Source organism: Variovorax boronicumulans (assembly GCF_009811375.1).
In the GTDB taxonomy this organism is placed as follows: domain Bacteria; phylum Pseudomonadota; class Gammaproteobacteria; order Burkholderiales; family Burkholderiaceae_C; genus Variovorax; species Variovorax boronicumulans.
The window spans coordinates 90,334-103,571 of the sequence record NZ_BKDH01000004.1; the positions used below are offsets into that span (position 1 = coordinate 90,334).

At 69.9% G+C, this 13,238-nt stretch carries 11 protein-coding genes; 7 read left to right on the forward strand and 4 right to left on the reverse strand.

Features of this window, described 5'->3' with window-relative positions:
• The first annotated feature begins 450 nt into the window (after positions 1–450).
• Positions 451–2,253 carry an NAD(P)/FAD-dependent oxidoreductase gene (locus VHAB30_RS25470; protein WP_159279032.1) on the forward strand — a complete coding sequence of 601 codons (1,803 nt, stop codon included), beginning with the start codon at positions 451–453 and terminating at the stop codon, positions 2,251–2,253.
• A gap of 40 nt (positions 2,254–2,293) precedes the next feature.
• Here VHAB30_RS25470 and VHAB30_RS25475 read toward each other — a convergent pair whose 3' ends face one another.
• Complete coding sequence (locus tag VHAB30_RS25475) at positions 2,294–3,004, reverse strand: Crp/Fnr family transcriptional regulator (protein WP_062470280.1); 711 nt, start codon at positions 3,002–3,004, stop codon at positions 2,294–2,296.
• A gap of 14 nt (positions 3,005–3,018) precedes the next feature.
• A complete protein-coding gene (locus VHAB30_RS25480) occupies positions 3,019–3,399 on the reverse strand; it encodes a DUF1090 domain-containing protein (RefSeq protein WP_159279033.1) in 381 nt (126 codons plus the stop codon).
• A 168-nt stretch (positions 3,400–3,567) separates the two neighbouring features.
• Here VHAB30_RS25480 and VHAB30_RS25485 point away from each other — a divergent pair, with 168 nt between their 5' ends.
• The 4 genes from VHAB30_RS25485 to VHAB30_RS25500 are packed head-to-tail and all read left to right on the forward strand — an operon-like array spanning position 3,568 to position 8,484.
• Positions 3,568–4,488, forward strand: coding sequence for a BKACE family enzyme (locus VHAB30_RS25485; protein WP_159279034.1), 921 nt, complete (start codon positions 3,568–3,570; stop codon positions 4,486–4,488).
• A 33-nt stretch (positions 4,489–4,521) separates the two neighbouring features.
• Complete coding sequence (locus VHAB30_RS25490) at positions 4,522–5,730, forward strand: ABC transporter substrate-binding protein (protein ID WP_159279035.1); 1,209 nt, start codon at positions 4,522–4,524, stop codon at positions 5,728–5,730.
• On the forward strand, positions 5,727–6,674 hold the full coding sequence (locus VHAB30_RS25495) for a 3-hydroxyacyl-CoA dehydrogenase NAD-binding domain-containing protein (RefSeq protein ID WP_159279036.1): 948 nt from the start codon (positions 5,727–5,729) through the stop codon (positions 6,672–6,674). The genes VHAB30_RS25490 and VHAB30_RS25495 overlap by 4 nt, the downstream gene beginning before the upstream one ends.
• A 1-nt stretch (position 6,675) precedes the next feature.
• The gene (locus VHAB30_RS25500; RefSeq protein ID WP_159279037.1) at positions 6,676–8,484 is read left to right on the forward strand and encodes a feruloyl-CoA synthase; all 1,809 of its coding nucleotides are present in this window, start codon (positions 6,676–6,678) and stop codon (positions 8,482–8,484) included.
• 13 nt (positions 8,485–8,497) lie between these two features.
• Here the strand turns inward: VHAB30_RS25500 and VHAB30_RS25505 are convergent, their stop codons facing one another.
• Positions 8,498–9,310: a PaaX family transcriptional regulator gene (locus tag VHAB30_RS25505; protein ID WP_159279038.1), complete on the reverse strand. Its 813-nt coding sequence runs from the start codon at positions 9,308–9,310 to the stop codon at positions 8,498–8,500.
• Between the two features lie 80 nt (positions 9,311–9,390).
• Here VHAB30_RS25505 and VHAB30_RS25510 point away from each other — a divergent pair, with 80 nt between their 5' ends.
• Positions 9,391–10,173, forward strand: a complete 783-nt coding sequence (locus VHAB30_RS25510) for a crotonase/enoyl-CoA hydratase family protein (protein WP_159279039.1) — start codon at positions 9,391–9,393, stop codon at positions 10,171–10,173.
• A 47-nt stretch (positions 10,174–10,220) separates the two neighbouring features.
• Positions 10,221–11,765, forward strand: a complete 1,545-nt coding sequence (locus tag VHAB30_RS25515) for a class I adenylate-forming enzyme family protein (RefSeq protein ID WP_159279040.1) — start codon at positions 10,221–10,223, stop codon at positions 11,763–11,765.
• A 15-nt stretch (positions 11,766–11,780) separates the two neighbouring features.
• On the opposite strand, the gene VHAB30_RS25520 is transcribed toward VHAB30_RS25515, so the two are convergent.
• Positions 11,781–13,172 carry an aminotransferase-like domain-containing protein gene (locus tag VHAB30_RS25520; RefSeq protein WP_159279041.1) on the reverse strand — a complete coding sequence of 464 codons (1,392 nt, stop codon included), beginning with the start codon at positions 13,170–13,172 and terminating at the stop codon, positions 11,781–11,783.
• Between the last annotated feature and the right edge of the window lie 66 nt (positions 13,173–13,238).

Below are 13,238 nucleotides of genomic sequence, written 5' to 3' on the forward strand. Positions count from 1 at the left end.
CAGAACCAACGCCGCAGCGAATGCGGTCTCGACGTTTCTCCTCATCTCTGTCCCTCTCGAATTTGTATTGATCGACCATCCCCCCGGCGACGCCAGCGAGCCTCTGAAAATGTAACGAGAACATTGGTTTTCATAGATAGGTGCATATGAAGCAGTCGTCCGCGCGCCACACTTTTCAGGCTTGCTCCAGATAGCCGCGAATGGAATTAATTCGAAAGTTTTCGAATTGAATCTTGTGCGGCCACGGCTGCCTCCCAAAGGCTCCAAGGCGTCGCAGCACGCGAGCGACATCACAGAGACATTGCGACACGGCGTGCGACAAAAACACATCTAAGTCCTTGATTCCTCGTCGCCCTCCGCACGGCACGAAAGCTGCGCCACGACCCCCGCGTGCGCCTTGCCGCGCCGCAATTCGATTCGATTCGTTCAACGACACAACGGAGACATGCAATGACAGACCCGACCACCGGCCCCACCCGGGCCGCCGCCCAATGGCTGGCCGACTTCGCCGCCGCGCTCGCACGCGGTGACATCGATGCGGCCGTCTCGCTGTTCGAGGCCGACAGCTACTGGCGCGACCTCGTCGCCTTCACCTGGAACATCCGCACGCAGGAAGGCGCGGGCGCCATCCGCGCGATGCTGCAGGCGCGCCTGGCCGACACGCAGCCCACGGCCTTCGCGCTCGAAGGCGAAGCGACCGAGGCCGACGGCGTGGTCGATGCGTGGTTCGGCTTCGAGACGCGCGTGGCGCGCGGGCGCGGCCATCTTCGCCTGCGCGATGGCAAGGCCTGGACGCTGCTGACCACCATGACGGAGCTGAAGGGCTTCGAGGAAAAGACCGGCGACAACCGCATCAAGGGCGCCGAGCACGGCGTGCACAAGGGCCGCAAGAACTGGCTCGAGAAGCGCCGCGACGAAGAGGCCGCGCTGGGCTACACCGAGCAGCCCGAGGTGGTGATCATCGGCGGCGGCCAGGGCGGCATCGCGCTGGGGGCGCGGCTGCGGCGGCTGGGCGTGCCGACGATCATCGTGGAGCGCAACGCCAAGGCCGGCGACTCCTGGCGCAAGCGCTACAAGTCGCTGTGCCTGCACGACCCGGTCTGGTACGACCACCTGCCCTACATGCCCTTCCCCGACGACTGGCCGGTGTTCGCGCCCAAGGACAAGATCGGCGACTGGCTCGAGATGTACACGAAGATCATGGAGCTCAACTACTGGAGCTCCACCAACGCGACCAAGGCGCGCTTCGACGAGGCCACGCAGCGCTGGGAGGTGCAGGTGGAACGCGAGGGCAAGCCCGTGACGCTGCGCCCGAAGCAGCTGGTGTTCGCGCTCGGCGTGTCGGGCTACCCGAACGTGCCGAAGGTGGCGGGCGCCGAGAACTTCCTGGGCGACCAGCACCACTCCAGCCAGCACCCCGGGCCCGAGGCCTATGCGGGCAAGAAGTGCGTGGTGCTGGGCTCGAACAACTCGGCGCACGACATCTGCGCGGCGCTGTGGGAGCACGGCGCCGACGTGACGATGGTCCAGCGCTCGTCCACCCACATCGCGCCCTCGCAGTCGCTCATGGAGCTGGCGTTGGGCGGGCTGTATTCCGAGCAGGCGGTGAAGAGCGGCATCGACCACCACAAGGGCGACCTGATCTTCGCCTCGGTGCCCTACAAAATCATGCACACCTTCCACATCCCGGTGTACGAGGAGATGAAGAAGCGCGATGCCGACCTGTACGCGCGGCTGGAGAAGGCCGGCTTCCTGCTCGACTTCGGCGTGGACGGCTCGGGCCTGTTCATGAAGTACCTGCGGCGCGGCTCGGGCTACTACATCGACGTGGGCGCCTCGGAGCTGGTGGCCAACGGCAGCATCCACCTCAAGAGCGGCGTGAACATCGAGCGCGTGAACGAACGCTCGGTCACGCTCACCGACGGCACCGAGCTGCCGGCCGACCTGCTGGTGTATGCCACGGGCTACGGCTCGATGAACGGCTGGCTGGCCGACCTGATCTCGCCCGAGATCGCCGACAAGGTCGGCAAGTGCTGGGGCCTGGGCTCCGACACGCCGAAGGACCCGGGTCCGTGGGAAGGCGAGCTGCGCAACATGTGGAAGCCGACGCAGGTGCCCCAGCTGTGGTTCCACGGCGGCAACCTGCACCAGTCGCGCCACTACTCGCAGTTCCTGGCGCTGCAGCTGAAGGCGCGCATGGAAGGGATCGACACGCCGGTGTACGAACTGGCGGCGTCGCACCACAAGCGCTGAGCGGCTCCGGCTTCCTCTCCCCTCGGGGAGAGGGAGTCATTCACTCCTGGATGAAGCGGCGCAAGCCTTCGAGGTCCGTCACGGTGATGCCGCCGTACTCGATGTGCAGGAACCCGGCCTCCTTCAGCCGGTTGAGCGCCGCGTTGCAGCGCTGGCGCGACACGCCCGACAGGTTGGCGATTTCTTCCTGCGAGGTCTGCAGGTGCGGCTCGCTGCCCGGGTGCAGCCAGGGGTGGAACAGGCCGGCCAGCGCGCGCGCCACCTGGCTGTCGGCGTCGAGCAGCCGGTGCGCGGCGTAGCTGCCCATGAACCAGTGCAGCCGCTCGTTGATCTGCTGCAGCAGGAAGTGATCGAAGCCGCGCTGCGTGCGGTGCAGCCACTCGAAGGTCTCCAGCGGCAGCTGCGCCACGCGGCTGGGCCGCAGCGCGATGATGTCGGCCGAGCGCGGCACGGCGCGCAGCAGCGTGCCCTCGCCGAACCAGCTGCCCACCGACAGCCCGCCCAGCGTGACCGAGCGGCCGTCGCTGGAGGTGATCGACCACTTGAGCAGCCCTTCGAGCGTGCCGTACCAGTGCAGCGGCGTGTCGCCGCGCCGGCACAGCGCGGCGCCGGCCGCCACCTCGACCTCGCGCATCTCGTCAAGCACGCGCTCGCCCGCGCCCACGTCGAGCAGCGGGAACCAGGCCGAGCCCTGCAGCAGCTGGGGAATGGTCAGGGAGGCCGCGGGGATCGCCGGCTTGGTCGAGGGCATGCTGTCTTTTTTGTTTACTGCGCGCCCTTGAGCTGCTGCAGCTCGGCCTGCGCTTCGTGCAGCTTCTTCTCGCGGTCCGCGATCTTGCTGGCACGGCCCTTCTCCTGCGCCGCGCGCAGGTCGCGCTCGCGCTCGGCCACCTTGCGCTCCTGGGCGCGGATGCGCTTCTGGTGCTCGGCCGCCAGCTTGGCGTCGGTGCAGTTGCGGTTCACTTCCGCCAACGCGGTTTCGAGCCCGCGCACCCGCTGCTTCTGGCCCTTGGACTTGGCCATCTCGATGTCGCGGCCGATGGCTTCGCGCTTGGCGTCGCAGGTGGCGGGGCCGGCGGGTTGCGCGGCGGCGCCGAGGGCGGTGAACGCGGCCGCGGCGGCCAGCACGAGGGGCAGAAATTTCATGGAGAGGTTCCTTGTGTGCGCAACGGCGCAGGGGCGACTTTAGCGGCTGGCGCCGCGTAAACCCTGCCCCTGAATGTCGTCGCGATGACTGAGTACGAACGCATCACAAAAAATAATGGCGCGCCCCCTGACTGACTGACCGAACGACCGACCCCAGGAGCCCCGAGCATGTCGAAGCGCAAAGTGATCGTGACCATCGCCCCCACCGGCGGCATGGCGCACAAGTCGCAGAACCCCCACCTCCCCACCCAGCCCGCCGAGATCGCCGCCGATGTGCTGCGCTGCTGGAACGCCGGCGCCAGCGTGGTCGCCATCCACGCGCGCCGCCCCGACGACGGCGCCACCTGCAACGCCGAGGTGTACCGCGACATCAACAGCCGCATCCGCGCGGCCGGCAGCGACATCGTGCTGAACAACTCCACCGGCGGCGGCGTGCACGGCGACATGGTCAAGCCGCTGGCCGGCGATCGCTGGGAGATCGCGTGGGAAGAGCGCATCAAGGGCATGGACGCCGGCGCCGAGATGTGCACGCTGGACGCCACCACGCTCAACCTGAGCTTCGAGGGCAAGCAGATCCTGATGGACACGCCGATCACGCGCGGGCGCGAGCTGGCCGCCGGCATGAAGGCACGCGGCATCAAACCCGAGTGGGAGGTGTTCAGCCCCACGCACATCCTGCAGGACACGACCACGCTGATCGAGGAAGGCCATGACGACGAGCCCTACTTCGTCAACCTGGTGATGAACGTGCACCGCAACTTCCAGAACGCGATGCCGTACTCGCCGCGCAACCTGCAGATGATGGTCGACACGCTGCCCAAGGGCGCCATCTTCGGCGTGAGCGGCATCGGCATGTCGCAGCTCGAAGCCAACGTGGCGGCGCTGCTGCTGGGCGGGCATGCGCGCGTGGGGCTGGAGGACAACCTCTACTTCCGCCACGGCGAGCTGGCCACCAACGTGCAGCTCACCGAGCGCATCGTGCGCGTGATCCGCGAGCTCGACATGGAAGTGGCCACGCCGGCCGAGGCGCGCCAGATCATGGGCCTGCCGCGCGTGGGCGGCCCGCGGCCCGAGTTCGCGCTGGGCTGAAGACGCACGAGAACAACGAACGGAGACACGCACATGAACATTCCCCGCACCGCACTGGCGCTCGCACTCGGCGCCCTCTTCACATCGAGCGCCCTCGCCCAGGTGTCCGACGACACCATCCGCATCGGCTTCATCAGCGACATGTCAGGCATCTACCGCGACTACGACGGCCCGGCCGGCGCCGAAGCGATCCGCATGGCCATCGCCGACATGGGCGGCGCCATCGACGGCAAGAAGATCGAGCTGGTCACGGCCGACCACCAGAACAAGCCCGACATCGCCGCCGCCAAGGCGCGCGAATGGTTCGACGTGAACAGGGTCGACATGCTGATCGGCGGCGTGAACTCGGGCGCGGCCATTGCCATGGCCGGCGTGGCGGCCGACAAGAAGAAGCCGTACTTCGTGGTGGGCTCGGGCGCATCGAGCCTCACCAACGAGTACTGCTCGCCCTACACCGTGCACTACGCCTACGACACCGTGGCCATGGCGCGCGGCACCGCGAGCGCGGTGGTCAAGGCCGGCGGCAAGAGCTGGTACTTCGTGGCGGCCGACTACGCCTTCGGCGCGGCGCTGCAAGGCGACGCCACCAAGACCGTGCAGGCCAGCGGCGGCACGGTGGCGGGTTCGGTCAAGCACCCGCTGGGCGCGAGCGACTTCTCGTCGTTCATGCTGCAGGCGCAAAGCTCGAAGGCGCAGGTGCTGGCGCTCGCGAATGCGGGCGGCGACACGGTGAACGCCATCAAGTCGGCGGCGGAGTTCGGCATCAGCAAGAACATGAAACTCGCCGGCATGATCATCACCATCAACGACGTGCATGCGCTGGGCCTGAAGGCTTCGCAGGGCATGTACCTCACCGACAGCTGGTACTGGAACCAGAGCCCCGAGTCGCGCACCTGGGCCCGGCGCTTCTTCGACAAGCACAAGCGCATGCCCTCCTCCTTCCACGCCGGCGACTACTCCGCCGCGCTGCAGTACCTGCAGGCCGTGAAGGCCGCGGGCAGCGACGACGCCGACAAGGTGATGGCGCAGCTGCGCAAGACGAAGTTCAACGACATGTTCGTCAAGGGCGGCTGGCTGCGCGACGACGGCCTCATGGTGCACGACATGCACCTCATGCAGGTGAAGACGCCGGCCGAGTCGAAGGAGCCGTGGGACTACTACAAGGTGATCGAGAACATCCCCGGCGAAGCCGCGTGGACCACCAAGACGGAGAGCCGCTGCGCGCGGTGGAAATCGGCATGAACCTCACCACCGACGTGAAGCGCGTCGCCGTCGTCGGCACCGGCGTGATCGGCGCGAGCTGGGCCGCGCACTTCCTCGCGCACGGGCTCGACGTGAACGCGACCGACCCCTCGCCCGGCGCCGAAGACCGGCTGCGCGCCGCCGTGGCGCAGCACTGGCCGACGCTGGCGCGCTTCGGCCTGGCCGAGGGCGCCTCGGTCGATCGCCTGCGCTTTCACGACAGCCTGGAAGACGCCGTGGCCGTGGCCGACTTCGTGCAGGAGAACGGCCCCGAGCGCATGGACTTCAAGATCGACCTGTTCCGCCGCATGGACGCCGCCGCGCCGCCGGAGACGGTCCTCGCGTCGAGCTCGTCGGGCCTGGCGATCAGTGGCGTGCAGTCGGGCTGCACGCACCCGCAGCGCGTGGTGCTGGGGCATCCGTTCAATCCGCCGCACCTGATTCCGCTGGTCGAGGTGATCGGCGGCGAGCAAACCTCGCCCGACACCATCGCCCGCGCGATGACCTTCTATGCCGCCATCGGCAAGCGGCCGATCCACGTGAAGCGCGAGGTGAAAGGCCACATCGCGAACCGGCTGCAGGCCGCGCTGTGGCGCGAGGCGTTTCACCTCGTCAACGAAGGCGTGGCGAGCGTGGCCGACATCGACACCGCCATCGCGCACGGCCCCGGCCTGCGCTGGGCCGTGATGGGGCCGTTCATGAACCTGCACCTCTCAGGCGGCGCGGGTGGCATCGAGCATTTGCTCGCGCATCTGGGCGGGCCCATCGAAGACTGGTGGAAGGACCTGGGCGCGCCGTCGATGACGGCCGAGCTGAAGCAGCAAGTGGTGAAAGGCGTGGACGACGCCCTGGGCACGCGCCACACCGCCGACCTCGAAGCCGCGCGCGACACCCTGCTGTTGAACCTGATTCGCGCCAAGGCCGAGACGGGTACGCTGGATTGACATGACCGACTTCCTTCTCGACGACACCCTGGTCGCGCCGCCCCGCACGGTGCGCATCGACTTCGACGACGGCTCGTTCGTGCTGCGCTCGCCGACGGCGTTGCAGCCGTATGCGCGCTGCATCGGCGAATGGATCGAGCGCTGGGCGCGCGAGACGCCCGATGCGTTGGCCTTTGCCGAGCGCGATGAAAGCGGCGAAGGCTGGCGCACGCTCGACTACCGCGCGCTGCGCGCGGCCGTCGGTGCGGTGGCGCAGGGCCTGCTCGACCTGGACCTGCCGCCGGGCCGCCCGGTCGTGATCCTCTCGGACAACGCCATCGACCATGCCGTGCTGATGCTCGCGACGATGCACATCGGCCGCACGGCCTGCTCGCTGTCGAGCGCCTACTCGCGCATGGCGAAAGACCCGTCGCGGCTGCACGGCATGTTGAAGGCGCTGCAGCCCGGGCTGATCTACGCCTCCGACGCGACGGTGTACGGCGCATCGCTCGCAGGCAGCGGCCTCGAGGCCGTGACGGTGTTCAGCCGCCACGCCGACACGCATCCGGGCGCGCTGGCTTTCGGCCAGTTGCTCGACGCGAAGGAAACGCCCGCCGTCATGCAGGCCTTCGCCGCCGTGGGCCCCGACACGCACGCCAAGTACCTGCTGACCTCCGGCTCCACCGGCCAGCCCAAGGTGGTGATCAACACGCACCGCATGCTGTGCGCCAACCAGCAGATGATGGCGCAGACCTGGCGCTTCCTGTCGCAAGAGAAGCCGGTGCTGGTCGACTGGCTGCCGTGGAGCCACACCTTCGGCGCGAACCACAACCTGCACATGGTGCTGTGCCACGGCGGCGCGCTCTACATCGACGAGGGTCGGCCCGCGCCGGGCCTCATCGAGAAGACGGTGCGCAACCTGCGCGAGGTGAAGCCCACGTTGCTGTTCAACGTGCCGCGCGGCTTCGACATGCTGCTGCCCTTTCTCGAAGCCGACGACGCGCTCGCCGCCGAAGTGTTCTCGCGGCTGCGCCTGGCCTTCTACGCGGCGGCCGCGCTCGCGCCTTCGACCTGGCAACGGCTCGAAGCCGTGGCGCGGCGCGTGCGGCCCGCGCGCCCGCTGTGGCTCACGACCTCGTGGGGCGCCACCGAGACCTCGCCCGCCATCACCTCGGCGCACTGGCAGCTCGACGGCGCCGGCTGCATCGGCGCGCCACTGCCGGGGCTGGAGCTGAAGTTCGTGCCCAACGGCGAGAAGCTGGAGATGCGCGTCAAGGGCGTCTCGGTGTTCCCCGGCTACCGCGACGCGCCGCGCGAGACCGCCAGCGCCTTCGACGCCGAGGGCTACTACCGCATCGGCGACGCCGGCTTTCTCGCGAACCCCGGCGACCCGACGCAGGGCGTGATCTTCAACGGCCGCGTGGCGGAAGACTTCAAGCTCTCGACCGGCACCTGGGTGTCGGTGGGCACGCTGCGCGTGAAGCTGGTGTCGCTGCTGGCGCCGCATGTGCAGGACATCGTGCTCACGGGCCACGACCGCGACGCGATCGGCATGCTGGTGTTCGCCAGCCCGCAAGGCGCCGCCCTCGCGCCCGGGGCACTGGCCACGCGCATTGCCGAAGTGCTGCGCGCCCTGCGCGATGAAGGCGCGGGCTCGTCGCAGTGCCCGGCCTGTGCGCTGGTGCTGGCCGAACCGCCCAGCCTCGATGCGGGCGAGATCACCGACAAGGGCTACATCAACCAGCGCGCGGTGCTCACGCGGCGCGCGGCCGAGGTGGCGCGGCTGCATGCGCCGGCGCCGGGCGATGCGGACGTGATCCGCGCGCTCTGAAGCCGCAGCGACCTCAGGCGGCGGGCAGCGCCAGCCACTGACGCCACAGCTTGCGCGCCCGGTCCTGGTAGCGCCGCGCGACGGCCCGCAGCGCGGTGCGCGGCGCAGGCGACATCAGTTCGTCGGGCAGCAGCGGGTCGCGCACCAGGTGCGCGATCACGGCGCGCCCCAGCAGCAGCGACTCGCGCACCGCCACCTCCAGCGGCACGGTGCGCAGCCGCTGTTCGCCGCGCTCCAGCCCGGCCTGCAGGCGGCGGCAGTCGTCGGCCAGCGCGCGCACGTTCCACAGCCCGCGCGCTGCCGCCTGCGCGGCGGGGTCGAGGCCGGCCAGGCGGAACACCAGCGCATGCGGCGACAGGCCCAGCGCCACGAGCTGCGCGCGCTCGGCCTCGAGCCCGCCCGCCAGGTTGTCGGGCCGCAACTGCAGGCCCGGGCGCAGCGCCGCGAAACCGCGCAGCGACAGCGCCAGGCTGTGGCGGCGCCACGCGGTCTTGTCGGCGCGCGCCACGCCCGCGTCGTGTACCGCGAGCCAGCCGCCCTGCCACGCCACCACCTGCGCGCGCGTGTGCCGCCAGTCGCCCACCGCGCGCGACAGCGCCGGCCCCGCGCGGTTCAGGCTGTAGCTGCCGCGCTCGCCGCGGGCGATCTTGCCTTCGGCCGCCAGCCGCGTGAGCCCCACGCGCAAGGTGGTTTCGCCGATGCCCATGAGCGCGCCCGCGCGGCACAGGGCCTGCGAACTCAGCGTGCCGCCGTCGGCCACCAGCAGGTCGAGGATCAGCTCCGGCGCGCTCGGCATCGCCACGGGAACATTACATACCTTGTCCATGTTTGCGAAATAAAGAAATGTTTCCTAGGATGCCAGAGACCGACTGATTCCTGCAATTTTTCTCCGGAAGGACCCCGCACATGACCACGCCCTTCGTGACCTGGGAGGTGGACGGCCCCGTCTGCACGCTCACGCTGAACCGCCCCGACAAACGCAATGCGGTGGACGGCGCCGTGGCCGCCCAGCTGCGCGCGGCCTTCGAGCGCTTCGAGGCCGACGACGCGCTGCGCGTGGCCGTGCTGACGGGCGCCGGTGGCCACTTCTGCGCCGGTGCCGACCTGGGCGCCGTGGGCGACCCGGCGCGCCGCAACGAGCTCGACCCCGACGGCGGCGGCGCCGGCCCGATGGGCCCGACGCGCATGGCGCTGTCCAAGCCGCTGATCGCGGCGGTGAACGGCTACGCGGTCGCGGGCGGGCTCGAGCTGGCGCTGCTGGCCGACCTGCGCGTGGCCGACGACGACGCGGTGTTCGGCGTGTTCTGCCGCCGCTGGGGCGTGCCGCTGATCGACGGCGGCACCGTGCGGCTGCCGCGCCTCGTGGGCATGGGGCGCGCGCTCGACCTGATCCTCACGGGCCGGCCGGTGTCCGCCGCCGAGGCGCTGGCGATGGGCCTGGTGAACCGCACCACGCCGCGGGGCGGCGCGCTGGCCGCCGCGCAACAACTGGCACAGCAGATCGCCGCCTTCCCGCAGCAATGCATGCTGGCCGACCGCCGCTCCGCTTTCGAACAGTGGGACCTGCCGCTGGCCGAGGCGCTGCGCCGCGAAGGTGCGCAGGGCGTGCCGATCGTCGCGGCCGAGGGCGAGGCCGGCGCCGCGCGCTTTGCCGGCGGCGCCGGGCGCCACGGCGAGTTCAAGCGCTGAACGCCCCCGCTCTTTCGATTTCACCTAGAACCTCCTGGAGACACGCCTTGCCTTCCCCCTCGCCCGCCCGTGGCCCGACCTACCTCGAACTGATCCGCCGCGGCGCCCTGCAGCACGGCCCGCGCACCGCCATCGTCTACGGCGACCAGTCGATGACCTTCACCGAGGTCGACCAGCTCAGCAGCCGGCTCGCCCATGCGCTGCATGCTGCCGGTGCCGCGCCGCGCACGCGCGTGGCGCTGCTGCTGAACAACGGCCTGCACAGCGTGCCGCTGGACTTCGCCTGCGTGAAGGCCGGCATCAACCGCGTGCCGCTGAACGCGCGGCTCTCGCTGGCCGAGCACGCGCGCATGGTGGCCGACACCGGCTGCACGCACCTCGTGTTCGGCCCCGACCTCGCCGAGCGCGCGGCGGCCCTGCGCGAGGCCGTGCCGGGCCTGGCCTGCATGGGCCTGGGCGCGTCGCTCGACGGCGCCGCCGACCTGTTCGCGCAGGCCTTGTCGTGCGCCACGCAGGCGCCTGCGTTCGAGCCCGCGCCCGACGACGTGGTGCTCACGCTCTTCACCTCGGGCACCACCGGCACGCTGAAGGCCGCGCAGCACACACAGGCCTCGTACGCGGCGATCTGCCGCAACGTGCTGCTCAACCTGCTGCCCGCCACGCCCGACGACGCCATGCTGCACGCGGCCTCGCTGATCCACGCGAGCGGCGTGTTCGTGCTGCCCTTCTGGCTGCGCGGCGGCCGCACGGTGATCCTGCCGGGCTTCGAGCCGGGCGCCTTCCTGCGCACGCTGCAGGCCGAGCGCATCACCGCGATCAACCTGGTGCCGACGATGCTGCAGATGCTGTTCGAGCACCCCGACATCGCGCACACCGACGTGGCCGCGCTGCGCTACGTGATCTACGGCGCCTCGCCGATGCCGCGCGCGGTGATCCGGCGCGCCATGGCGGCGTGGGGCCAGCACCGCTTCTGGCAGTACTACGGCCAGACCGAGGTGCCGCTGTGCCTGGCGGTGCTGCGCCCCGAAGACCACACCGAGGAGCTGCTCGACGCCTGCGGCCAGCCGGCGATCGACGTCGAGCTGCGGCTGGTCGACGAAGCCGGCAACGACGTGCCGCCCGGCACGCCCGGCGAGATCGCGGTGCGCGCGCCCTCGGCGGTGTCGGGGTACCACAACGCGGCCGGGCTCAATGCCGAGACCTTCGTCGACGGCGGCTGGGTGCGCACGCGCGACGTGGGCCAGTTCGACGCACGCGGCTTCCTGCACCTGAAGGACCGCACCTCCGACATGATCATCAGCGGCGGCTACAACGTCTACCCGCGCGAGGTCGAGAACGCGCTCATGACGCACCCCGCCGTGCGCGAGTGCGCGGTCATCGGCCTGCCGCACGAGAAGTGGGTGGAGATCGTCACCGCGGTGGTGGTACTGCGCGAAGGCCAGCAGGCCGATGAAGCCGCGCTCATCGCGCATGTGGCGGACCAGCTCGCCTCGTACAAGAAGCCGCAGCGCGTGCTGTTCGCCCGCGAGATCCCGAAGACGGCGGTGGGCAAGCTCAACCGCCGGCAGCTGCGCGAGCTGCACCGCGGCTGACGCACTGCCAGCCGGTCAGCCTGCGCGCCGCCGCAACGCGGTGCGCAGCGCCTTCGCGAAGCGCGGATCAGCCATGGCGCCGACATTGAAGCGCGACCAGCGCGAGACCTGTGTCGAGTCGACGCTGAAGATGCGCCCCGGCGCCATCACGATCTTGCGCGGCAGCAGTTCCTTCGCGAAGGCCAGCGAGTCGTCCACGCCGGGCAGCGCGGCCCAGATGTAGAGCGACTGCGGGCTGCGCGCGAAGACCTCGGCGTCCACGGCGTCGAACAGCTTCAGCGCGTCGCGCGTGGCCTCGCCCAGCCGCTGCTGCAGCCGCTTGAGGTGCCGCTGGTAGTGGCCCTCGCTCAGGATGACGTCGACCGTGCGCTCGCTGTACTCCGAGCTGCTCACGTGGATCAGCGCCTTCAGGTCGGCCAGGTCGCTCGCTAGGTCCGCCCCGCAGGCGATGAAGCCCACGCGCAGCGCGGCCGAGAACGATTTCGAAAAGCTGCCGATGTAGATCGTGCGCTCGAGCTGGTCGAGCGCCGAGAGCCGCGGCAGCGCCGTGGGCTTGAAGTCGGCCAGCGGGTCGTTCTCGACAATCAGCAGGTCGTACTTCTGCGCCAGCTGCAGCACGCGAAAGGCCTTGGCCGGCGAGATGTCGGAGCCCGTGGGGTTGTGCGCCAGCGACTGCGTGAAGAACAGGCGCGGCCGTTCGGCGATGAGCAGCTGCTCCAGCACCTCGAGGTCGGGCCCGTCGGCCATGCGCGGCACCGCCAGCATCTGCGCGCCCGCGAGCTTGAGCTTGCCGAACAGCGGGTAGTAGCCCGGGTCGTCCACCAGCACCTTGCCGCCGGGCGGCACGAAGTAGCGGATGACGATGTCCATCGCCTCGTTGGCGCCGTGCGTGAGCACGATCTGCCGCGGCTCGGCGCCGATGCCGAAGTCGGCCAGCTTGCGCACGAGGTGATCGCGCAATGGCGCATAGCCGAAGCGGCTGCCGTAGCGGAACAGCGCGCCGAGCCCCGTGCGCACGACCTTCGGGTGGTACTTGTCCAGCCGCACGTCGGCCAGCCATTCGACGGGCGGAAAGCCGTCGCCCACCGCCACCGCATCGGGCTGCGTCTTGAGCTGCTCGCGCATGAGCCACACGATGTCCATCGCGCGGCCGAGGCTGCCCGCGTCGTCCTCGGCGGGCTTGGGCGTGGCCGTGGCCTGCGCGAGCACGTAGTAGCCCGAACCGCGCCGCGGCTCGACGAGGCCGCGCGACACCAGCAGCTCGAAGGCGGCCACCACGGTGTTCTTGGCATAGCCGTGCAGCTGTGCGAGTTCGCGCAGCGAGGGCAGCTTGTCGCCGGCCTTGTAGGCGCCGCTCGCGATCTGGCGCGCGAGGGTGTCGGCGAGCGAATCGGCGATCGTGGTCATGGGCTTGGACTGTGACACAGCGAGGCCTGGCGGCGCACCACTGTCCGCACTGTCCCGCCAAACTGT